This is a genomic window from Citrobacter sp. VF227, from assembly GCF_052950715.1.
In genome coordinates this window covers 429,709-451,456 of the sequence record NZ_JBRFVF010000001.1, presented here as the reverse complement: position 1 = coordinate 451,456, position 21,748 = coordinate 429,709, and the positions used below count along the sequence as shown (strand labels likewise).

Annotated in this window: 19 protein-coding genes; 10 read left to right on the top strand and 9 right to left on the bottom strand. The window is 53.0% G+C overall.

Annotated elements, in window-relative coordinates; all coding sequences use genetic code 11:
- The first annotated feature begins 10 nt into the window (after window positions 1-10).
- From ACU8YC_RS02275 to patD, 4 genes are read left to right on the top strand one after another with little or no spacing between them, the layout of a single operon-like run.
- Window positions 11-1,027, top strand: a complete 1,017-nt coding sequence (locus ACU8YC_RS02275; RefSeq protein ID WP_446894977.1) for an ABC transporter ATP-binding protein — start codon at window positions 11-13, stop codon at window positions 1,025-1,027.
- Complete coding sequence (locus ACU8YC_RS02270; RefSeq protein ID WP_423390726.1) at window positions 1,028-1,972, top strand: ABC transporter permease; 945 nt, start codon at window positions 1,028-1,030, stop codon at window positions 1,970-1,972.
- Window positions 1,962-2,768 (top strand): ABC transporter permease, encoded by an 807-nt coding sequence (locus ACU8YC_RS02265; protein WP_423390727.1) that lies wholly within the window; start codon window positions 1,962-1,964, stop codon window positions 2,766-2,768. The genes ACU8YC_RS02270 and ACU8YC_RS02265 overlap by 11 nt, the downstream gene beginning before the upstream one ends.
- A 21-nt stretch (window positions 2,769-2,789) precedes the next feature.
- The gene (gene patD / locus ACU8YC_RS02260) at window positions 2,790-4,217 is read left to right on the top strand and encodes an aminobutyraldehyde dehydrogenase (protein WP_252838801.1); all 1,428 of its coding nucleotides are present in this window, start codon (window positions 2,790-2,792) and stop codon (window positions 4,215-4,217) included.
- 211 nt (window positions 4,218-4,428) lie between these two features.
- Here the strand turns inward: patD and ACU8YC_RS02255 are convergent, their stop codons facing one another.
- The gene (locus tag ACU8YC_RS02255) at window positions 4,429-4,581 is read right to left on the bottom strand and encodes a hypothetical protein (protein WP_446894976.1); all 153 of its coding nucleotides are present in this window, start codon (window positions 4,579-4,581) and stop codon (window positions 4,429-4,431) included.
- A gap of 179 nt (window positions 4,582-4,760) precedes the next feature.
- Window positions 4,761-4,856: a stress response membrane protein YncL gene (yncL, locus tag ACU8YC_RS02250; protein WP_071524268.1), complete on the bottom strand. Its 96-nt coding sequence runs from the start codon at window positions 4,854-4,856 to the stop codon at window positions 4,761-4,763.
- Between the two features lie 192 nt (window positions 4,857-5,048).
- Here yncL and ACU8YC_RS02245 point away from each other — a divergent pair, with 192 nt between their 5' ends.
- Window positions 5,049-5,222, top strand: a complete 174-nt coding sequence (locus ACU8YC_RS02245; protein ID WP_016153148.1) for a GhoT/OrtT family toxin — start codon at window positions 5,049-5,051, stop codon at window positions 5,220-5,222.
- Window positions 5,223-5,241: 19 nt separating this feature from the next.
- Here ACU8YC_RS02245 and ACU8YC_RS02240 read toward each other — a convergent pair whose 3' ends face one another.
- Genes ACU8YC_RS02240 through ACU8YC_RS02230 form a run of 3 tightly spaced genes read right to left on the bottom strand, consistent with a single transcriptional unit; the run spans window position 5,242 to window position 11,691 of the window.
- Entirely contained in the window at window positions 5,242-7,401 is a 2,160-nt protein-coding gene (locus ACU8YC_RS02240; RefSeq protein WP_446894975.1) for a virulence factor SrfC family protein, read from the bottom strand.
- Window positions 7,398-10,379, bottom strand: a complete 2,982-nt coding sequence (locus ACU8YC_RS02235) for a virulence factor SrfB (protein ID WP_446894974.1) — start codon at window positions 10,377-10,379, stop codon at window positions 7,398-7,400. Before ACU8YC_RS02235 ends, ACU8YC_RS02240 begins: the two co-directional genes overlap by 4 nt.
- A 4-nt stretch (window positions 10,380-10,383) precedes the next feature.
- Window positions 10,384-11,691, bottom strand: coding sequence for an SrfA family protein (locus ACU8YC_RS02230; RefSeq protein WP_414438188.1), 1,308 nt, complete (start codon window positions 11,689-11,691; stop codon window positions 10,384-10,386).
- Window positions 11,692-11,973: 282 nt separating this feature from the next.
- Here ACU8YC_RS02230 and ACU8YC_RS02225 point away from each other — a divergent pair, with 282 nt between their 5' ends.
- Both ACU8YC_RS02225 and ACU8YC_RS02220 read left to right on the top strand, forming a co-directional pair.
- Window positions 11,974-13,572: an ABC transporter substrate-binding protein gene (locus ACU8YC_RS02225; RefSeq protein WP_187259633.1), complete on the top strand. Its 1,599-nt coding sequence runs from the start codon at window positions 11,974-11,976 to the stop codon at window positions 13,570-13,572.
- A 17-nt stretch (window positions 13,573-13,589) separates the two neighbouring features.
- Window positions 13,590-13,823: a YdcY family protein gene (locus ACU8YC_RS02220; protein ID WP_151225472.1), complete on the top strand. Its 234-nt coding sequence runs from the start codon at window positions 13,590-13,592 to the stop codon at window positions 13,821-13,823.
- A 60-nt stretch (window positions 13,824-13,883) separates the two neighbouring features.
- On the opposite strand, the gene ACU8YC_RS02215 is transcribed toward ACU8YC_RS02220, so the two are convergent.
- Both ACU8YC_RS02215 and ACU8YC_RS02210 read right to left on the bottom strand, forming a co-directional pair.
- Window positions 13,884-14,333: a DMT family transporter gene (locus tag ACU8YC_RS02215; RefSeq protein WP_151219271.1), complete on the bottom strand. Its 450-nt coding sequence runs from the start codon at window positions 14,331-14,333 to the stop codon at window positions 13,884-13,886.
- A complete protein-coding gene (locus ACU8YC_RS02210) occupies window positions 14,330-14,848 on the bottom strand; it encodes a GNAT family N-acetyltransferase (protein ID WP_210905111.1) in 519 nt (172 codons plus the stop codon). The genes ACU8YC_RS02215 and ACU8YC_RS02210 overlap by 4 nt, the downstream gene beginning before the upstream one ends.
- A 37-nt stretch (window positions 14,849-14,885) precedes the next feature.
- Between ACU8YC_RS02210 and ACU8YC_RS02205 the strand changes: the two genes are divergently transcribed.
- Both ACU8YC_RS02205 and ACU8YC_RS02200 read left to right on the top strand, forming a co-directional pair.
- Window positions 14,886-15,461: a helix-turn-helix domain-containing protein gene (locus tag ACU8YC_RS02205; RefSeq protein ID WP_210905110.1), complete on the top strand. Its 576-nt coding sequence runs from the start codon at window positions 14,886-14,888 to the stop codon at window positions 15,459-15,461.
- 58 nt (window positions 15,462-15,519) lie between these two features.
- Window positions 15,520-16,557, top strand: a complete 1,038-nt coding sequence (locus ACU8YC_RS02200; protein ID WP_446894973.1) for an NADP-dependent oxidoreductase — start codon at window positions 15,520-15,522, stop codon at window positions 16,555-16,557.
- A gap of 30 nt (window positions 16,558-16,587) precedes the next feature.
- On the opposite strand, the gene pqqU is transcribed toward ACU8YC_RS02200, so the two are convergent.
- Window positions 16,588-18,708, bottom strand: coding sequence for a TonB-dependent receptor PqqU (pqqU, locus tag ACU8YC_RS02195; RefSeq protein ID WP_187252398.1), 2,121 nt, complete (start codon window positions 18,706-18,708; stop codon window positions 16,588-16,590).
- Window positions 18,709-18,966: 258 nt separating this feature from the next.
- Here pqqU and yncE point away from each other — a divergent pair, with 258 nt between their 5' ends.
- Window positions 18,967-20,028, top strand: a complete 1,062-nt coding sequence (gene yncE, locus ACU8YC_RS02190) for a 7-bladed beta-propeller protein YncE (protein ID WP_446894972.1) — start codon at window positions 18,967-18,969, stop codon at window positions 20,026-20,028.
- 174 nt (window positions 20,029-20,202) lie between these two features.
- On the opposite strand, the gene ansP is transcribed toward yncE, so the two are convergent.
- A complete protein-coding gene (gene ansP / locus ACU8YC_RS02185; protein WP_446894971.1) occupies window positions 20,203-21,645 on the bottom strand; it encodes an L-asparagine permease in 1,443 nt (480 codons plus the stop codon).
- Between the last annotated feature and the right edge of the window lie 103 nt (window positions 21,646-21,748).

Genomic DNA, 21,748 nt, shown 5'->3' with positions numbered 1-21,748 from the left:
TGGGGGTTTTATGACGTACGCAGTGGAGTTTCATGACGTCTCGCGTTTGTACGGGGATGTTCGTGCTGTTGATGGGGTGAGTATTGCGATTAACGACGGTGAATTTTTCTCTATGCTGGGGCCATCCGGCTCCGGCAAGACCACTTGTCTGCGCCTGATTGCCGGTTTTGAGCAACTGTCAGGCGGCGCAATTACTATTTTTGGTAAGCAGGCCAGCGAATTGCCTCCCTGGGAACGGGACGTCAATACGGTTTTTCAGGATTACGCGCTATTCCCGCATATGTCGATTCTCGATAACGTCGCTTACGGGTTGATGGTCAAAGGCATTGATAAAAAGACACGTCACGCAAAAGCACGCGAGGCACTGGATAAGGTCGCGCTCGGTTTTGTTCATGAACGCAAACCGTCGCAGCTTTCCGGTGGGCAGCGGCAGCGCGTGGCTATTGCCCGGGCGTTGGTCAATGAACCACGCGTCCTGCTGTTGGATGAGCCGCTTGGGGCATTGGATCTTAAATTGCGTGAACAGATGCAACTGGAGCTGAAGAAGTTACAGCAATCCCTGGGTATTACGTTCATTTTTGTCACCCACGATCAGGGGGAAGCCCTGTCGATGTCCGATCGTGTGGCGGTGTTTAATAACGGTCGTATTGAACAGGTGGATTCTCCGCGTGAACTGTACATGCGCCCGCGGACACCGTTTGTGGCAAGTTTCGTTGGGACGTCAAATGTCTTCGATGAGGCGATGTCGGCCAACGTTTGCGGGCTGCAGGGTATGTTTTCCTTGCGTCCGGAACACATTCGCTTGAATGACGTCAGTGGCGAAGTCCAGGCTCCGGGGATCATTCAGGCGGTGCAATACCAGGGCGCGGCGACGCGGTTTGAGCTGAAACTCGCCGGTGGTGAAAAATTGCTGGTTAGCCAGGCTAACCTGACGGGAGAAGTGCTGCCGCCAACGCTGTCACCGGGTCAGCAGGTGGTAGCCTCATGGTCACGTGATGTAATGGTACCGCTGGTTGAGGAGAGGTGAATGGCTATGAACGTCTTACATTCGCCTCCACAGCCGACAAATCTGAACCGGATCTCAAGTTTCTTTTGGCGTAATCCGGGGCTGGGGCTGTTTTTGCTGCTCCTCGGGCCGCTGATGTGGTTTGGAATCGTTTACTTTGGCTCATTACTGACGCTGTTGTGGCAAGGTTTTTATACCTTTGACGATTTCACGATGTCGGTCACGCCGGACCTGACGCTGGCGAATTTGCAGGCGCTGTTTAATCCGGCTAACTACGACATCATTTTGCGTACCCTGACGATGGCGGTGGCAGTCACCATTGCCAGCGCGATTCTGGCCTTTCCGATGGCGTGGTATATGGCGCGATATACCAGCGGCAAAATGAAAGCCTTTTTTTACATTGCCGTGATGTTGCCGATGTGGGCCAGCTACATTGTTAAAGCTTACGCGTGGACGTTGCTGTTGGCTAAAGACGGCGTGGCGCAGTGGTTTTTAACCCATCTTGGGCTGGAGCCGCTGCTGCTTTCGTTCCTGACGCTGCCTGCGGTAGGCGGCAATACGTTGTCGACGTCAGGATTGGGTCGTTTCCTGGTCTTCGTCTACATCTGGCTGCCGTTTATGATTCTGCCGGTACAGGCTGCACTAGAGAGACTTCCGCCGTCACTGTTACAGGCCTCCGCTGATTTGGGCGCGCGTCCGCGTCAAACCTTCCGCTATGTGGTTCTCCCACTGGCGATACCCGGCATCGCGGCGGGTTCGATTTTTACCTTCTCACTGACGTTGGGCGATTTTATCGTACCGCAGTTGGTGGGACCACCAGGCTATTTCATCGGCAACATGGTGTATTCGCAACAAGGGGCTATCGGCAATATGCCGATGGCGGCGGCATTTACTCTGGTGCCAATTGTCTTAATCGCACTGTATCTGGCGTTCGTGAAGCGTCTGGGAGCTTTCGATGCACTCTGAACGCGCACCCTGGCTACTCAAACTGGCGGCATGGGGCGGGGTTATTTTCCTGCACTTTCCCATCCTCATCATCGCCACCTATGCTTTTAATACAGAGGAGGCCGCTTTTAGTTTCCCACCGCAGGGGTTAACGCTGAAATGGTTTAGCGTTGCGGCGCAGCGTAGCGATATTCTGGAATCGGTGACGTTGTCACTTAAAATCGCGGCGCTGTCGACAGCTATTGCCCTGGTTCTGGGGACGATGGCCGCGGCTGCCCTGTGGCGCAGGGACTTTTTTGGTAAAAGCGCAATATCGCTGTTGCTACTTTTACCGATCGCGCTGCCGGGAATTATTACCGGTCTGGCGCTGCTGACTGCGTTTAAAACCATCAACCTGGAACCAGGGTTTCTGACGATCGTGGTGGGCCATGCGACGTTTTGCGTGGTGGTGGTGTTTAACAACGTCGTGGCGCGTTTTCGCCGTACCTCATGGAGTCTGGTTGAAGCGTCTATGGATCTTGGCGCCAATGGCTGGCAAACCTTTCGTTATGTCGTGCTGCCGAACCTGGCATCGGCACTGCTGGCGGGAGGGATGCTGGCGTTTGCCTTGTCGTTTGATGAAATCATCGTGACAACGTTCACCGCCGGACATGAAAGAACACTTCCTTTGTGGCTACTCAATCAATTGGGTCGACCACGAGATGTGCCTGTCACCAACGTTGTGGCATTGCTGGTAATGCTGGTGACAACACTGCCAATTTTAGGGGCCTGGTGGCTAACGCGTGAAGGCGACTCTCTCGCCGGAAACGGTAAATAAACGACGATATGGGAAATTGCTATGCAACATCAATTACTGATTAATGGCGAGCTGGTCAACGGTGAAGGTGAAAAGCAGCCAGTCTATAACCCTGCCACTGGTGAAATTATTCTGGAGATTGCCGAGGCGTCTGCTGCGCAGGTTGATGCCGCAGTACGTGCAGCCGACAGCGCATTTGCCAGTTGGGGGCAAACCACGCCGAAAGTCCGCTCGGAATTGCTGCTGAAACTGGCGGATGTTATCGCCGATAACGCGCAAACCTTTGCCGAGCTGGAATCACTCAACTGTGGTAAGCCGCTGCACTGCGTCCTCAATGATGAAATTCCGGCAATCGTCGACGTTTTCCGCTTCTTTGCCGGGGCAGCGCGAACTCTGCAAGGACAGGCGGCCGGAGAGTATCTGGAAGGGCATACGTCGATGATTCGTCGGGATCCACTGGGCGTGGTGGCCTCTATTGCGCCGTGGAACTACCCGCTGATGATGGCGGCGTGGAAGCTGGCTCCGGCGCTGGCGGCGGGTAACTGCGTGGTGATTAAACCGTCAGAAATCACCCCGCTAACGGCGCTAAAACTGGCTGAATTTGCCAAAGATATATATCCGGCTGGCGTTATCAACGTGCTGTTTGGCCGGGGTAAAACGGTGGGTGACCCGCTGACCGGCCATGAAAAAGTCCGCATGGTCTCCTTGACCGGCTCCATTGCAACCGGCGAACACATTATCCAGCATACTGCGCCTTCGATTAAGCGCACGCATATGGAACTGGGTGGTAAAGCCCCGGTCATCATTTTTGATGATGCCGATCTGGATGCGGTGGTGAGCGGCGTGCGAACCTTTGGGTATTACAACGCCGGACAAGACTGCACTGCCGCTTGCCGAATCTATGCCCAGAAAGGCATTTATGATGCGCTGGTTGAGAAACTTGGCGCCGCGGTTGCCAGCCTGAAAACCGGTTCACCGAATGATGAGTCGACAGAGCTGGGGCCAGTAAGCTCTCAGGCGCATCTTGATCGCATCACCAAAGCGGTTGAGGAGGCTAAAGCGTTGGGGCACATCAACGTTATCACCGGTGGTAAGAAAGTGGAGGGGGCAGGCTACTATTTCGCCCCGACGCTGCTGGCTGGGGCAAAGCAAGACGATGCCATTGTGCAGAGGGAAGTTTTCGGTCCGGTGGTCAGCGTAACGGTCTTTGATGATGAAGATCAGGTATTGGCGTGGGCTAACGATTCGAAGTACGGGCTGGCATCCTCCGTCTGGACCCGGGATGTGGGGCGCGCGCATCGATTTAGCGCTCGCCTGCAGTATGGTTGCACCTGGGTCAATACACACTTCACGCTGGTCAGCGAGATGCCGCACGGCGGGCAAAAACAGTCTGGTTATGGCAAGGATATGTCGGTTTACGGGCTGGAAGATTACACGATTGTTCGTCATGTCATGATCAAGCATGAGTAGTCTCTGAAGCGCGAGCGGTAAATGGGGCACGGATAGCTAAATATTGGCAAACGTGCGTCTATACTATTCGTGCCACTGGCCTCGTCGCCATCGGACGGCGGTAAGTTGGAAATATCCGCGAGGTCAGGCTAATTGATACAACAAAGCCCCGGTTGAATATCGGGGCTTTGTGCTTTCAGATATACCGTCCGGTTATTAGCGGCGTAAGCTGCTAAGTCAGGCGAGTAACGCACAAACGCTCAGAACCAGTCCCAGTTGTTCCGGCGTCAGACCTGTCGTCAATAATCGCCGGTTCAGCAGGCTGCCCGATAGTGAAGCAAATGCCAGTAACAACCCCGTTCAGCCAAGGGATCTCAATTTCCATCAGCATACCGGCACAACACCGAGGCGTTATTTGGATACCTAATGCCATAGAAGGATTAGGGGGATTACATACTAAGGATAATTTACCCGGAAGTGTGAGAGTGGGAAGATGGTGTACTAATGGCAGAGAGAAAAACCTCTCTGCCAGCGGACGCTGCGATTAATTAAACAAGAACCACATCAAGCAAACCAGCCAAACCTTGCGGAAATCAGACTGAAAAGTCCTACAGCAGCAAATATATTTATCAGCACCACCGTTTTACTGGAAACATTCATTTGTGCCACCTTTCGTTTAAACCCTTATGGGTATAGTACGGGTTATAACTATCCGCAATAGTACGAATTCCGAACACAATGAAAACGGTGTGTTTTACCGCTGTTTTTCTTAAAATAATTAATAAAACTTGATGTGGGTCATGAAAAAGAGCATATTGCGCGCGATTTCACCTTTCGGCCCGGATGCCTTACATGTCTCTGTACCAAAAAATGTTGGTTTTTTATGCGGTGATGGCCGCTATCACGGCAATCATCACCTGGTTTCTTTCCCGCGATAAAAAGCGGATTCGTTTTCTCAGCGCAGTATTAGTCGGGGCGACCTGGCCGATGAGTTTTCCCGTCGCGTTAATGTTTTCTCTCTTCTGATGACGGCGTAAACGCCGTTTCAGGCGGAAAGCAGGGCATCTAATCGTTTTCTGTCGGCGTCACTGACGTCCTGCGGATGCTGATACCCCACGTTCTCATTCGCACGGGTATATAAAGCGACCAGCCAGTCGTAAACGTAGCGACTTGCGCCGTGCGAAGGTTGTTCATCCAGTTTCGTCAGGCGTAACATTGGCTGTTGCTTAGGCGCGCTAAAAATAGCCGATCCTTTTTGGATCCTGCTGGCCGGACGCTGTTCCTCGGCAACGTTAGCAAATCCAAGCCAGGTAATAAAATCGCCAATATCGGCGTGAAGTTGCGCGGCGCAGACGTTTTCTCGCTGCAAAATGCGCTGTAAGCGTTGCGGCATCTCCAGGCGATAGCTGGCGGTAACGAGGATATCGGCAACCTGCCTTAGCGTACGGGCGTCGAGGCGTAACCGGCGCGCATTATTTTCATCGCGACACCACTGGCGCACGTGGTTTATCCACATTTTGTGCGCCTGATATCCGATCTCTTTGTTTTCCGGCGAGTGTTGCGTGTCGCGCACCTCGGCAAACAGGTCAATATCTTCATTAAAGAGTCCGCTCACCTGTTCCTCGCGTGGCTGCTGAATACGCAGCAGCGACTCAAAGAGGCGCATCGGCGGGAGCAAACCATCAAGGAGTTCGCCATGCTTTGCCGCCTGAGCCTGTAACTGGCGGATCACCCACTCATTGCTACCGGATTCGGCTTCAACGGGATGAATCCAGCCGATCAGGGTTTGGCGTACGTGCTGTTGGTGCTGCTCACGCAGGGAATCCAACCTGGCCTGGCGCTGCTGTGGCGAGGTGGCTTGAGTCAGCCACTCGACAAGGCGCTGTAAGCTGTGTTTATCCAGCGCCTGCAGTGTGCCCCAGTGCAGTCCGGGCTTACCCATTAATTGCTGTACGGATTCATCCAGGTTTTGCTGAGTGCTAAAACGCGCATCCTGCGGGGTAATGGCCCACACCACGCCCGGCAATGCGGCGTCATGTACGGGCTGAGTATCGTTAACCCAGCCCAGCAGCTTGCGGGTGATAGCAGGCGTCTGGGAACGGGTCGATACCGCATTACAGATTAAGAGCACATCCGGTTGCAGATGCTGGCGGTAATGTTCCAGCATCCAGCCTAATTTGGTCTGCCACAGTGGATGGAGATGAACATCCGGGGCGAGGGGAATATCAAGCAGATCGACATTCCCCAGTTCAGCGTTTTCAACTGTCAGGACCAGTTCGCGCGTGAGCAGCGCCAGTGATGCCTGAGGGAGACTAACCGCGTTGAGCAACTGATGATTTTCAACGGGATGAACCACCACATCGCTTTGCGCCTCATTCCCGGTTAACGCCATCTGGGTAAGAAAACTTTCCGCAGGTAAACCGAAATGATCGACCAGCAGGCTCAGCGGTGCTGCTAATTCTGACGCGTTCCCGGTTTGCTGCAGCGTATGCGCCAGCGCCAACCACTGTTGCGTCAGTTCTGGTTGCTCTCCCCACAGTAACGCCCAGGCGTTTGCCCGGGTCGTCAGGTCCAGTGCGGGTAACAGCGTGGCAAACTGATGCCATAGCGTATCGTCGATTTGCTGCTGATTGGTTGGCACGCAGGCGCGCCAGAAGCGACCAATCGACGCAACATCTTGTGCAGTAATGCCCTGTACCGGATGACGTTGACGTAGCGTTTGCCATTTTTCCAGGCGCGACTCAATAATCGATTTCTCAACCTGGCGATTGTCCGGGAGCGCACTGAACTGGGCGATAAACAGTTGTACCAGTTCGGCTTCGCTGAGTAACCGCAGACGCAATGGCCATTCATTATCAAGCGGATTTTCTTCCTGCGTGAAACGGATCGCCATATTGGTTGGCGCATGACCGGGATTAATATGCGAAAAGTAATCAAAACTGCGATCCGGAGTGACGATATTCACTTTGCCATTGGCGTTGTTGCACAATGCCGCGAGCAGATGCGCTTTCGCCGATTGTGAATGTCCATATAACCCAATGCACCCTCGCGATGAAAAAGCCGTCTTTAACGCAGATTCCTGCACGGCGGCTAACGTGAGCTGGGCCAGCAGGGCATCTGCTTCATCATCAAGACGTGCCGAGCGCTGACGGGTATCAGATACCCATTCGATGGCGGCCTGCGCGGTATTTAACATCTTACTCATTTCAGGTACACGCTCCCGCTATCAATCCAGTAATGGCTACCGCTATGGCGACGGTCTGCCAGCGTATTCAGTTTTAACGTTAAGGCATGGGCGGCAACGGGAGTGCCATCCTGTAACCAGGCGTCGCTCAGTACGAAGAATTCCGGTCCGCTTTCTTTGCTACCACCGCGTAGTTGCAACCGGACATTCAACACGCCATCTCCGGCGATGGTTTTTGCCAGTTCGGCAGAATTTATGCTGAGCGTATACAACGGCGTGGCAGGCCAGCGACTGTTTGCCAATTGACGGAAACCTAACGTCACGTTACCGCGCAAAGGAAAGTGCAGGCGGGTATCCAGCTTAGCGCCGGGCTTATCCAGATCGATATCGTGATACCAGATATTCTCATCGCGCAGCGTATTGACCGTATTATCCAGCACGCCGAGATATCGTACGGTTGAGTAAGCGCCGATATCGGCAGCTTTAAAGTTAAAGCGTGGAAGACGTAAATCCAGCGCCAGGCTACACAACATGGCACCTACTGCTGCGGTGGATTTGGGGTTACCAATCCGTCCTTGCTGGCTAAACGGATACCACTCATGTACGCGGTAGTTATCCATCCAGATCATACGATTAACCGGAACGGGCTGCAGATGGCGGATCAACGCCTGTACGCCGGGTAAACAGGCGGGTCTGCCGGTCACTAATAAAATATCGCAGCGATAGTGCGAAATGGCCTCACAGACCGCGTGCAGCGGCGCAGTCAGAGTAAATTGTCCCGCCAGTAACGCTTCTTGTAGCTGCCTGAACTGTACCTGTAAGGGAACGTTCAGAACATCAAACGCTGGCGATCCTGCTGGCAACGCATGGTCGATGGCCTGTTGGATATAATTCATCACGTTACGTGTGGGTCGCTGGCTGAGCAGCTCGCCAAAGGTGGCATGCAGCCCGGCTACCGGATCGTTAATATCACTTTGTTCCCAGGCAGAGAGCACCGCATGACCAAGCGGCATAAAGAGTTGTAATGCCGTTTGTTGACGCAAAATCGCCTGAGTATCGATGCGCCCGGAATCGCCGAATAGCGTCGCCAGCAATGCGGCGGCATCAGTCACGCCAGCCTGTTGTAAGCGGGTTTGCAACGCGGGCAATACGCAACGCTGAATTACGTCAAGCAGCATGTCATCCCCCGCGACCTTAAAACCTTCACGGAACAACAGATGCGGGGTAATTTTGACGTTCGCCCCAACGCCATCATCAAGCTGGTAATGAACCACGGCCATATCCGTTGTCCCGCCGCCAATGTCGATCGACGCCACGCGCAGCGCACGACCTTTAGTCTCACCGGGTTCCGGCAGACGGTCCGGGCGGGCAAGGGCGTTAAAGAACGATTCAGTGTGGCCATCATAGTGGGAGATAGCCTCGTTATACAGCCACACCAGTTGCCCACAGCTGGCCTCATCCCATTCCATCTGGATCTCAGGTACGGGAACCACGCTCTTTTCTTGTTGTTTACGAGTGGTGAAATCTTCATCCTGCGGGTGCCAGCCCATCGCTTTCCACACCAACGCAATAGCCTCAAACATGCGCAGGCGGAAAATTTCGCGCTCCTGTTTGGGCATTGCCGACGGTAGGGTCAGGATCAACGTCCGCAATTGACGAGGAGAGGCCGGGAATCCAAGACGCAATCGCGTTGCCACGCTGTTAATTTGGCCCAGCGCCTGAGCCAGAATTTCGCACAGCATATGTGCCATCAGCGTGCTGCGACTGTATTGCGGTGAGAATACCGGCAGACGATCGTCCTGCGGCAGGCTAAACAGCGGTTGCCCGTCATCGTTCATCAGGTTCATCAGCGGGTAGGCGGTAGCCAGCGGCTCGCGCTGGGTTTTGCCATTCATCTGGCTAAAGCGCCAGTCATGTAGCACCGGCGTTTCGTCCCACAGATAACGGCGTGGGCTGGAGATCCCACTGCTGCCTTCAGTGCCCATACGCTGCATCGCCAGCTTACGGGCTTCGTCACCCACGCGGACAATCGACGGCCAGATAAAGGCGTCATCACGACCGCTCTCCACAGAAAAGTGCTGCTTGCCAAAACGCGCTTCAGAAAACTCCAGTCGGCTGGTGAACAGTGGGTCGTTGAGATACTGCGGCTCGCTTAACGAACGCACCTGTAATTCAGCAGTCTGACGCAGTCCGTCATTGGCGTCGCCATGATCTTCAATCAGCACGCCGCAGGTGTGTGTATTACCAATATCCAGAATGAGATCGACGGGAATGGCGGGTGTACTGAGGGTGTGCGTAACCAGCTTCACTTCCGGCACCGAAAGTTGTTCGCCTAACAGGGTCAGCACATTCAGCCAGTGTGCCTGATATTCAAAATTACGCAGTGCCTGCTGGATCTCGTGTTCAGAGCGGTTCTCATGCTGTGTGACATGATGCATAAAAGACTCGCGCAACCAACCGTCAATCCATGTCTGGTCGAGGAAATCGGCAATTTCATTGTCATGCCAGGCCAGCGCGAATCGTGTCCCGTTGAGCAGGTCGTTTTCATTAGGCGTTAACGCTGCAGGGGCATTTTCAGTGAGCTGGCTGTCCAGAGCTACGGTAACGCGGTGGGTGTTGCCCGCGCTGTCGGGCTGCGCCAGTTTTCGTACCTGCACGCGTGCCCAGTTATCCGGACCTTCAACAAACGTGCGCGGTGGGTTAAAGCGCAGAAACGGCAGTGGCAGCCAGACGCCGTCGAGGACATCAAGCGAATAATGCAGCGTCTGGGTGCTTTCCGGTTTCACCACTTCGGGCTGATCGCCGGAACTGCCTGGCAAGGTATAGCGACCCGTTGCCAGATCGAAATCCAGCCGTAGTAGGGGACCGTTTGCCGTTTTGCGCACAAAGCGACCATGATGCGCAGATTCTTGCGGCGTCAGGCCAAAATCCAGGAATTGCACACCGCTATTGGCGATGAGCGTCACGCTCTGTTTGTAATCACACAGATTCACCAACATAAAATCAGGCACCTATCTTTTTGATCGTCAGAGGGATTTCCGCGTGATCGTCATAACGTGCGGTACACGCGGCGACGTCATTGGTTCCCGCTTTGCAGGTAATTTCAGGCATTGGATAACGTGACCCGTCCGTGCAACGGGCATTCCCGCGACTCTTAATCATTAATTCACCCGACTGGTGCAAACCGGAGAAAATCTCGGCTCGACAAACGATATTGTCACCATGAACCACGCGAGCAGTGCCTTTATTGGCCTGGATTTGATAGCGTAGTGACGGCGCTTTGCCGCTGACCGGATCTTTAACATCGACCATTACACGCCAGTTGCCGTTGAGAAAACGCGTTGTTCCTGCCTTCATCTGGTTGGCATCCATGACCAGCGCATCTTTCGGAATCGCGGCGATCACGACTGGTCCTTCCACAGGTTTCTCTTTCTTCGCGACCGGGATCACTTCAGCCCGATGCAGCGGCAGTGCAGATGTCAGTTCTGGCAGCGGAGCCATATCTGCCTTCGCAACGTCAACAGGGATGACTGCGGGAGTGGGCTGGACTGTCTGTTGTTTCCACAACAGTGGCCCAACAATGGCGGCAATGATTACTGCGGCAACCGGCAGGCTCCACAGCGGCAGGCGGCGCGCGGGTTTCTCTTGTGCCAGTGGCGGTGTGACTTCAGGTTCGTTAACTATAACCGGCGGCTGTGGTTCAGGTTCAGCCGGTTTAGCCAGCTCGACGACCGGCGTCAATAAAGGCGTATCAGCCTCGGCGAAGGTGATTTCCGGGCTGATTTCTTCTTCCGGCTCCGGCTCTGCTACGGTAACGACAGGAGGAGTATCAGAAAGTCGCAGGCAATCGAGCACCTCGTCGCGAGGATTTTCGTTCAGATTGACGAAGCCCCAGAACGTAATAACGGGTTTGCCTTCAACCAAAAAAACGTGATTCTCACCAGGAAACTGGATGGCTTTTTCGAGCAGTGAGCCAAACAGCTGTAGTGAGGTTTTCCCCGATTGCAGGCTTTTACGGCTCAGAGCAGCCGCATTTTCCAGCGTGCTCCCCAGATAGCGCAGCGCACGAAAACGAGCCTCCTCATCAGCGGCTTTCCACGCAACGACTTTCCCTTCGATCGGGGAATACCAGTCCACCCGATCGCCGTTGTCGTTAATTTGTGGGATCGCCAGACAATCCACCATTGCCTGTTGTTTACGCAGACGAAGCGTTTCGCGAATTTGCAATGCTGAATCAAACACGGCCTGACCACCGCCACCCACGGCCTGATAGTCATCCAAATTGCCGCTGCGCAAGAGAGTTTTTGCCACGTTGTTACCCCTTAGACTTCTTCACGTATCTACTTTACGTTTTATAAAAACGAGCAAACGGTGAAAGAGAGGCAAAAAGGGGCTAATTTTCATGGCATAGAGTGCCGGGAAAAATCTTGACGTTTCGAAAAAGACTTAAGGGAAATTAATTCGCTTAGGGTGATGGATTATTCAGCGAAATACACCGGATTAGAATAACCTGATAGTGATTCGTTATTGGTCAGTTTTTGTCAGCTATGCTCTGATATCACGGTTAATAATAAAATAAGAAGGCATATAACCATGATTGCAAGGAAAACGTTACTCGCGCTGACGCTCAGCGCCGTCATACCGTCAGGCGCTGCATTGGCGGCCAATACTGACACTATCATCTACTGCTCTGAAGCGTCGCCTGAGTCATTTAACCCGCAAATCGCCAGCTCAGGTCCGTCGTTTGTGGCCAGTTCACAAGTGCTGTATAACCGACTCATCAACTTCGACCCGGTAAAAAATACGCCGGTACCGTCTCTGGCGACGGACTGGACGATTTCGCCGGACGGTAAGATCTACACCTTTACCTTGCGTCAGGGTGTAAAATTCAACAGCAATAAATTCTTTAAACCGACGCGCGACTTCAATGCTGATGACGTGATTTTCTCGGTATTAAGGCAGAAAGATGCCGATCATCCGTACCACAAGGTTTCTCAGGGAAGCTACGAATACTTTAACGATGTCGGTCTGGATAAACTGATTAAAGAAGTGAAGAAGCTCGATGATTATCACGTTCAGTTTGTTCTGAATGAACCTAACGCCGCGTTTCTTGCCGACTGGGGAATGGATTTCGCCTCCATTCTTTCAGCGGAATATGCCGACGCGATGCTGAAAAAAGGCACCCCGGAAAACGTTGATAACTGGCCAATTGGCACCGGGCCTTACGTGTTGCAGCAGTACAAGCAGGATTCGCAAATCCGTTATCTCGCCAACCCGAACTACTGGGATGGTGCGGTCCCGACAAAACACCTGATCTTCTCAATCACGCCGAACGTTCAGACGCGGCTGGCAAAACTGCAAACCAATGAATGCCAGATAATCCCGGCACCAGCGCCCGTACAGTTTGACGAGATTAAAAAGAATAAAGATTTGACGCTGCATTCGGTTGACGCGTTGAACGTTGGATATCTGGCGTTTAACACCGAGAAAAAACCGTTTGATAACGTGCTGGTGCGTCAGGCTCTGAACTACGCAACGGATAAAAAGGCCATTATTAACGCTGTCTTTTTAGGTTCTGGTACGGTGGCAAAATCACCGATTCCGCCGAATATGCTGGGGTTCAATAAAGATCTGCAGGATTACACATACGACCCGCAAAAAGCGAAAGAACTGCTGAAACAGGCGGGGCTGGAAAACGGTTTTGAAGCGACACTGTGGTCAATGCCTGTTCAGCGTCCGTACAACCCGAACTCCCGACGGATTGCCGAGATGATCCAGAGCGACTGGGCAAAAGTTGGCGTGAAGGCGAAAATTGTGTCCTACGAGTGGGGCGAATATCTTTCTGGAATGCGTAAAGGTGAGCATGACACCGCTTTGTTCGGTTGGATGTCGGACAACGGCGATCCGGATAACTTCGCCGATGTACTGCTGGGCTGCGACAGCATTAAAACCGGATCTAATGCCGCGCGCTGGTGCGATAAAGCGTATAATTCGCTGGTTGAAAAGGCGAAACTGGTGAGCAAACCTGAAGAACGCGCCGCGCTTTACCAGCAGTCACAAGAGATTTTCTATCAGCAGGCACCGTGGATTGCGCTGGCGAACGGTAAAACGTTCTACGCGACACGCAGTAATGTCAGCGGATACAGCGTGAGCCTGATGGGCAGTGATTTTTCGAAAGCAAAGTTAAATTAATGAGTTAAGGAGAGGTTATGTCGCATCTGGATGAGGTTAGCGCACGGGTTGATGCCGCCATTGAAGAGAGCGTCATTACGCATATGAATGAATTGCTGATTGAACTCAGCGATGATGCCGTGTTGAGCCGGGAAGATCGCTACACCCAGCAACAGCGTTTGCGTACAGCGATCGCACATCATGGCCGTCAGCATAAAGAAGATATGGAAGCCCGTCGCGAACAGCTGACCAAAGGCGGCTCTATTCTTTGATATTTCCTTGCCGGACCTTATCCGGCCTACAGGCACATTCTGTAGGTCGGATAAGCGCAATTAAAATGAGCGTCGCGCCACCAACCAGGCCCCGACGACCAGCAGCACCGCACCACAGACTGGCCCCACCAGCGCCCGCAGCGGCACGCCGTGGCTGCGCAAAATATCCAGCACCAACCCGCCAATTAACTGGCTGGCGACCAGCACCGCGATAGTCGTCGCTGCGCCCACATTTTGATATCCGCTGATACTGGCAAAAACGAAGAACGATCCCAGCAAGCCGGGGATTAGCGTCCACCAACGTACGCTGGAGACCAGCTCTGCAAATCCTGCCGCACCTTGCTTAAACCACAATATGCTGACAAATAATACGATCCCGACCAGCGAGTTCAATAACATGGCGATGAGGATCGTCGAGGATGTCTGCGTAATGCGCACCATCAAGGTATTTTGCACCACCAGACCAATACCCGCCGCAATCAGAAAGGAGAGGGTCAGCGTCTGGTTCATCTGCCGGCATCCGGTTCGCGACGATCGTCTAACTGCAACTGCATGAAGGTCAGATCCAGCCAGCGGCCAAATTTGGTGCCAACCTGCGGCATTTGCGCGGTGGTTTTAAAACCCAGCGTGCTGTGCAGATGCAAAGACGCCTGATTCTGAGACTCAATACCGGCCACCATCACATGCTTGCCGCATACACGAGCTTCTTCTATCAGCCTGCTAAGCAGCGCTCGTCCCAGGCCCTTTCCCTGATGCTCAGGATGGACATACACCGAATGTTCAACGGTATGGCGAAATCCATCAAAGTTACGCCAGTCGCCAAAGGAGGCATATCCCGTAACCACGCCATTATCTTCACTTATCAGCACCGGATACCCCATCAACTGGCGGGCTTCGTACCAGGAAATACGGTTTTCGGCATCGACCGTTTGATCGTTCCAGATAGCCGCCGTATGCAGTACCGCGTGGTTGTAGATTTCGGCAATAGCTGCACAGTCTTCTTTGCTGGCAAATCGAATTGACATGTTGAACCTCAAGGCTTGTTCACTATAGTATTACAATATGAATACTATTGAAGACAGCATAAATCAACGGATCGCGGCAAGAATTCGCATTGAGCGGGAATCTCGCGGCTGGTCACTGACGGAACTTGCCGAGCGCGCGGGCGTGTCGCGGGCGATGATCCATAAAATAGAACGCGGTGAAAGCAGCCCAACGGCCACGCTGCTGGGCAGGCTCTCCGGCGCCTTTGGTATCAGCATGTCTATGCTGATTGCGCGGGCCGAAATGCAGGAGGGCAAGCTGCTGCGCTTAGCTGACCAGCCCGTCTGGCACGACCCGCAAAGCCATTATTTACGCCGCCATGTTTCACCGCGCAGCGATCTGCCGATTGATCTGGTGCAGATAGAATTGCCTGCCGGTAGCGATATTCCGATGCCAGCCTCTTCTTATGTGCAGGCCAGACAGCTTATCTGGCTCCAGCAAGGGGAGTTAGTCTTTGTGGAGGGGGACGTACGACATGAAATGCAGGCGGGCGATTGCCTGGAGCTTGGCCCACCAAATGACTGTCGGTTTATCAATGAAACTACACAACCCTGCGTTTACCTGGTTGTGCGGTTAAACCCTGGCGTCAGCTAAATGGCAGGTCCGGGCTGCTACTATTGATGGATTCATGCCAAAAGCAGAGGAGCACATCATGGGTCAACAGACTAATCGTAATCGCCGCTGGATACTGGCTTCCCGCCCGCATGGCGCGCCAGTTACGGACAACTTCCGTCTTGAAGAAGATGAGGTTGCAACGCCGGGTGAAGGTCAGATTTTACTGCGCACTGTTTTTCTTTCTCTCGATCCCTATATGCGTGGACGCATGAGCGATGAACCGTCTTACTCCGCACCGGTTGAGATTGGCGGCGTTATGGTTGGCGGTACCGTAAGTCGCGTAGTGTCATCTAATCATCCTGACTATCAGCCTGGCGAGTGGGTGCTGAGCTACAGCGGATGGCAGGACTATGACATCACCGATGGGAACGGGCTGGTGAAACTTGGCGATAACCCCGAGCATCCCTCCTGGGCACTGGGCGTTATGGGTATGCCAGGTTTTACCGCCTATATGGGGCTGCTCGATATCGGTCAGCCGAAAGCGGGAGAAACGCTGGTTGTGGCAGCCGCGACAGGCCCGGTTGGCGCAACGGTAGGACAGATAGGTAAGCTCAAAGGTTGCCGGGTGATCGGCGTTGCAGGCGGCGCTGAAAAATGCCGCCATGCCACCGAAGTACTGGGTTTTGATGTCTGTCTCGATCACCACGCACAAGATTTCGCGCAACAGCTGGCAAAAGCCTGTCCACAGGGGATCGATATTTACTATGAAAACGTCGGCGGAAAGGTATTTGACGCTGTCCTGCCGTTACTCAACACGTCTGCGCGCATTCCGCTTTGCGGACTGGTCAGCGGTTACAACGCCACATCGCTCCCTGCCGGACCGGACAGATTACCTTTGCTGATGGCAACGCTGCTGAAAAAGCGTATCCGCATGCAGGGCTTTATCATTGGTCAGGATTATGGTCACCGCATTCAGGAGTTTCAGCGCGAGATGGGACGTTGGGTTAAAGAGGGCAAAATCCATTACCGCGAGCAAATCACCGACGGTCTGGAAAATGCGCCGCAGACCTTTATCGGCCTGCTGACCGGCAAAAACTTTGGCAAGGTGGTTATTCGTCTTGCCGACGATGCGTAAATCGGAGGGCGGGAGTCATTCCCGCCAGTTTTACTCAAAACGCCATGCCAGATTAATTCCTAAACCGTAGTTTCGTCCTGGTGCCGGTTCGTAGTATCTGCCGTTTGACTCATTCACAATCACCGAGCCGACATAAGTTTTATCGAACAGATTATCCACCCGAGTGAACAGGTCGATCATGAGACTGCTGTAATAAAATTTATAACCGGTATTCAAACCAACAACGGTATAGGACGGGGCTTTCGCTGTATTTTCATCATTGGCCATAATGTTGCCCATATAACGAACTTCTGTTCCCGCATACCAACCTTCATCAGGCACGTAGCCCAGTGACGCAAATCCCATGTTTTGCGCTATGCCGGGCAGTCGGTTGCCGTTGCAGTTTTGATCGCCACAGACGTTGCTGCGATAAGTTGCATCAAGCCAGGTCCATGCCGCTTTTACGCGCCAGTTTCCTGCAAAACGTTGGTCCCAGGCTAACTCGGCGCCCTGACGGCGGGTTTTACCGGCGTTTTTATAGGTCGTCCTTCCACCGCTGCTACTGTCAACGACGATTTCGTCATCCGTGTTGGTCTGGAACAGGGCGGCGGTAAACAATCCGTCACCGATACGCGTTTTACTGCCAATTTCAACGGTATCATTTGTTGCAGGCTGTAGGTTAAAATTCATCCCACTTTGACCATCAGCGCGGTAAGACAATTCATTGATGGTCGGCGTTTCGAACCCGCGTCCCGCAGCCAGGTAAACGTTCCAGGCATCAGTGATGGCGTATTTTAACGACCCGGCAGGTAACCACTGGTGATAGCTGGCGTCACCGCTGTCATCTCCGTTACCTGGGGTAATATAGCGATCGTTAGAATCAAACCACACCGAACTGTAGCGAAGGCCTGCATCCAGCGAAAGCTTCTGCGTTAATTGCCACTGGGTTTGCAGATAGGGATCGAGATTCCACATCAGATTACGCTCGTTACGTCGTAAGTCGCCTTTCTGGCCATACTCCGGCACGCCTTCATCAAGGCGAAAGTTGTTGTAGCCTTTCCGGTTTTCGCTCATGTTTTCATAATTCAGACCGGTAGTGAAGGTCACGGGTATGCCCAGCTCACCACGGTGAGTCCAACGGTTATCTATCCCCTGATAATGACGCTGCAGGGTAATGACGCCTCCGGCGTGAGACGGTTTTAACTGAGGGGCCATTGGGATCGACTGGTACTGCGTGGTCTCACGCTCCCCCGCGTAGGTCATGATACTGATATCATCCTGCGCGCTAAGCTGGCGTTCATATCGCAATCCCGCCTGGGTCTGTTTGATGGTTTTTCGCGTATTAAATTGCTCTGCGCGAGGCGATTGCTGCGGATTAGACTGCCATTCCGACTCGGTAAGACCGCCGGGATCGTCGGCCTTGCTGTCTACACTATTGAAAATCAGTGTCAGTTTGCTCGCATCATCTATGCGCACGCCCAGTTTGGCATTGGCCAGACTTTTTTGCGCACTACTGCGATCGCGATATCCGTGGGTGGTAAACCGGGTTGTTGAAACGGTGTAATCCACATCCCCTCGTTGAGTACCATCACCCAGCGCGCCCGTTGCTTTTAACCCGTAGCGCCAGGTGCCAAAACTGCCGTAATAACTGCTGGCTTCAATGGTTGGCGGTTCATGACCCGTTTCAGTGCTGACATTCATCACCCCGCCGGAGGCATTGCCATACAAAGCCGAGAAGGGGCCACGTAAAACCTCAATATTTTGTACGCTGCTGATATCAATATTGGAGGTTTGACCCTGTCCATCCGGCATCGTTGCCGGGATCCCGTCGACGTACAAACGAATACCGCGGATGCCATACGTGGTTCGCGAACCAAATCCGCGAATCGACAACTGTAGATCCTGGGCGTAGTTCTGCCGATTTTGCACCTGTAGCCCTGGGACACTAGTCAGGGATTCAGACAAATTAATTCGCGGCGTTGCCAGACGCATATCTTCGCCGTTAACGACGCTGACGGCGGCTGGGGTGTCCAGCTCAGAAACGGATTGCGGCGTCGCGCTCACGATCAGCGTTTGGTCGTTGATCTCACTTTCTGCCACAGCACATGGGGAGAGCAGGAAAGACAGTAATGAAACAGGAAATGCAATAAAGCGAGCTGAAAAAATCGTCATGAACAAGGCCAGTAAATGATGTTTACGCCGTAAAATCGGCGGTAATCATGTGAATATTTTTATAAAAGATGAAATTTAGCGCTGTTGAATTGCGGTAAATAACCGGACAACCAAAACGATTGTAGTCAATATGTGAATAAGTGCTCCACTTTGAGATGAATAATGATTACTATTCTCATTACTACAAAGCAAAACTATGATTTTGCGCATTGAAGCTATGTGAAGCAGTAACAAACGAATTTTTCAAAGGGAGTCGTCATGTCTTTACGTCATCTGTTTTCACCGCGTCTGCGTGGTTCATTACTGTTAGGTTCACTGCTCGTTGCATCATCTTTTACTACGCAGGCTGCAGAAGAACTGCTGCGCAAAGCCGTGGGTAAAGGCGCCTATGAAATGGCGTACAGCCAACAAGAGAACGCACTGTGGCTGGCAACCTCGCAGAGCCGCAAACTGGATGTCGGCGGGGTTGTTTATCGTCTTGATCCAGTCACCCTCGAAGTGACTCAGGTTATTCATAACGATCTCAAACCGTTTGGTGCCACCATTAACAACGCCACGCAAACGCTGTGGTTCGGCAACACGGTAAATAGCGCGGTAACGGCGATGGATGCCAAAACGGGCACAGTGAAAGGGCGTCTGGTGCTGGATGCGCGTAAGCGTTCTGAAGATGTTCGCCCGCTGCAGCCGCGTGAACTGGCCGCAGATGACGCCACAAACACGGTATACATTAGCGGTATTGGTAAAGAGAGCGTGATTTGGGTGGTGGACGGTGATGCCATTAAACTGAAGGACACCATTCAAAATACCGGCAAAATGAGCACCGCTCTGGCGGTCGACAGCAACGCTAAGCGCCTGTATACGGCCAATGCAGACGGTGAATTCATTACCATCGATACCAGCACCAACAAAATTCTCAGTCGCAAAAAGCTGCTGGATGATGGCAAAGAGCATTTCTTCATCAACCTGAGCCTGGACACGGCGGGTAACCGTGCATTTGTCACCGACTCTAAAGCGGCAGAAGTGCTGGTAGTCGACACCCGTAATGGTAACGTACTGGCTAAAGTCGCCGCGCCGGAATCCCTGGCCGTGCTGTTCAACCCGGTGCGTAACGAAGCCTACGTGACCCATCGTCAGGCCGGAAAAGTCAGCGTGATCGACGCGAAAAGTTATAAAGTCGTCAAAACGTTTGATACCCCAACATTCCCGAACAGCCTGGCGCTCTCCGCCGATGGTAAAACCTTGTACGTCAGCGTGAAGCAAAAGTCTACACGCGAACAGGAAGCTACCCAGCCGGACGATGTTATTCGTATTGCGCTGTAATTAACCGGAGGGGGAAACCCCTCGTGTCATTTCTCCAAACCCTACGATACGCCTCGTCAAAGCTGGATAAAAAGACGGGAATGCGCGGGGAATTAACAGCAATGACGTCGCGCAGTTGATTGAAACTAACTAAAAAAGAAGGCCTGAAGGATTAACCTGTCAGGCCTTTTGTCATTACGGCGCAGTGCGGTGAATTTCAGCAACGCGCTTACGTACACCAAACCAACCCGCAACCAGCAGGATGGCTATCAGCGGTAATGATGCGATGGTATAAGTACCGTTCGGATAGTCAAACACCATCAGTACCAGCACGCTCAGCAGGAACAGCAGTGTTAGCCAGGAGGTAAACGGTGCGCCCGGCAGTTTGAAGCTGACATCTGCCGTTTTGCCTTCTTTGATGGCCCGGCGCAGACGCATCTGACAGACCATAATAAATCCCCACGACGCAATAATGCCCAGCGATGCGAAGTTCAGCACAATCTCAAACACCTGCGATGGAACCAGATAGTTCAGGAATACGCCAACGACATACACGACCAGCGTGGCGAGGATCCCAGCCCAGGGTACCTGTTGACGGCTCATTTTCGCCATAAACTTCGGCGCAGATCCGCCCATCGACATGGAACGTAAAATACGCCCGGTGCAATACAGCCCGGAGTTAAGGCTGGAAAGCGCCGCAGTGAGCACCACAATATTCATGATACTGCCGATGTACGGCACACCCAGTTTGGAGAAGAAGGTGACAAACGGGCTTTGTCCTGCCTGATAGGCGTTCCATGGTAGTAACAGAACCAGCAGCACGACAGAACCCACATAAAACAGACCAATACGCCAGATAACGCTATTGATTGCTTTTGGCACCATCGTTTGCGGATCTTTGCATTCACCGGCGGCAGTGCCCACCAGTTCAATAGAGGCAAACGCAAAAACCACACCCTGTACAAGTACCAGCGCTGGCAGCAGGCCATGCGGGAAGAATCCGCCGTTGTCGGTAATCAGGTGAAAGCCCGTGGCGTTACCATCAAGCGGCTTTCCGGTACCTAAAAATACGGTCCCCACCACCAGAAAAATGACAATCGCCAGTACTTTAACCAGTGCAAACCAAAACTCCATCTCTGCGAACCACTTCACGCCGATCATGTTCATGGTGCCGACAATGGCCAGTGCGCCGAGGGCGAATACCCACTGCGGCACATCGCCAAATGCGCCCCAGTAATGCATATACAGCGCCACTGCGGTGATATCGACAATGCCGGTCATTGCCCAGTTGATGAAGTACATCCAGCCCGCCACATAGGCGGCTTTCTCACCTAAAAATTCACGAGCATAGGAAACAAAACTGCCGCTGGAAGGGCGGTGTAAAACCAGTTCACCGAGCGCGCGCAGTATAAAGAACGAAAAAATACCGCACACCAGATAGACCAGCGCCAAAGCAGGCCCGGCCATCTGCAAGCGTGCGCCTGCGCCTAAAAACAATCCAGTACCAATTGCGCCGCCAATGGCGATCATTTGCACCTGTCGATTGCCCATCGCTTTGTGATACCCCTCTTCGTGAGCATTCAACCAGCGTCGTTTCGCCGCATGTTGCTCTGCGGCTTGCGTGTTGTTTGTGTTCATTACGTTTCCTGTTGACCTGACAAAAATTCAACGTCCTTTTTGCCGCACCTGCTGCGGCGAAAACAGCGTTACCCTTCATTGTGTTACGAGGGAAAACAGCCGG

Bases quoted from the DNA above. Each gene is read 5' to 3' on its own strand.
- ACU8YC_RS02275 (WP_446894977.1), top strand. From the start codon at position 11: ATGACGTACGCAGTGGAGTTTCATGACGTCTCGCGTTTGTACGGGGAT.
- ACU8YC_RS02270 (WP_423390726.1), top strand. From the start codon at position 1,028: ATGGCTATGAACGTCTTACATTCGCCTCCACAGCCGACAAATCTGAAC.
- ACU8YC_RS02265 (WP_423390727.1), top strand. From the start codon at position 1,962: ATGCACTCTGAACGCGCACCCTGGCTACTCAAACTGGCGGCATGGGGC.
- patD (WP_252838801.1), top strand. From the start codon at position 2,790: ATGCAACATCAATTACTGATTAATGGCGAGCTGGTCAACGGTGAAGGT.
- ACU8YC_RS02255 (WP_446894976.1), bottom strand. From the start codon at position 4,581: ATGGAAATTGAGATCCCTTGGCTGAACGGGGTTGTTACTGGCATTTGC.
- yncL (WP_071524268.1), bottom strand. From the start codon at position 4,856: ATGAATGTTTCCAGTAAAACGGTGGTGCTGATAAATATATTTGCTGCT.
- ACU8YC_RS02245 (WP_016153148.1), top strand. From the start codon at position 5,049: ATGTCTCTGTACCAAAAAATGTTGGTTTTTTATGCGGTGATGGCCGCT.
- ACU8YC_RS02240 (WP_446894975.1), bottom strand. From the start codon at position 7,401: ATGAGTAAGATGTTAAATACCGCGCAGGCCGCCATCGAATGGGTATCT.
- ACU8YC_RS02235 (WP_446894974.1), bottom strand. From the start codon at position 10,379: ATGTTGGTGAATCTGTGTGATTACAAACAGAGCGTGACGCTCATCGCC.
- ACU8YC_RS02225 (WP_187259633.1), top strand. From the start codon at position 11,974: ATGATTGCAAGGAAAACGTTACTCGCGCTGACGCTCAGCGCCGTCATA.
- ACU8YC_RS02220 (WP_151225472.1), top strand. From the start codon at position 13,590: ATGTCGCATCTGGATGAGGTTAGCGCACGGGTTGATGCCGCCATTGAA.
- ACU8YC_RS02215 (WP_151219271.1), bottom strand. From the start codon at position 14,333: ATGAACCAGACGCTGACCCTCTCCTTTCTGATTGCGGCGGGTATTGGT.
- ACU8YC_RS02210 (WP_210905111.1), bottom strand. From the start codon at position 14,848: ATGTCAATTCGATTTGCCAGCAAAGAAGACTGTGCAGCTATTGCCGAA.
- ACU8YC_RS02205 (WP_210905110.1), top strand. From the start codon at position 14,886: ATGAATACTATTGAAGACAGCATAAATCAACGGATCGCGGCAAGAATT.
- ACU8YC_RS02200 (WP_446894973.1), top strand. From the start codon at position 15,520: ATGGGTCAACAGACTAATCGTAATCGCCGCTGGATACTGGCTTCCCGC.
- pqqU (WP_187252398.1), bottom strand. From the start codon at position 18,708: ATGACGATTTTTTCAGCTCGCTTTATTGCATTTCCTGTTTCATTACTG.
- yncE (WP_446894972.1), top strand. From the start codon at position 18,967: ATGTCTTTACGTCATCTGTTTTCACCGCGTCTGCGTGGTTCATTACTG.
- ansP (WP_446894971.1), bottom strand. From the start codon at position 21,645: ATGAACACAAACAACACGCAAGCCGCAGAGCAACATGCGGCGAAACGA.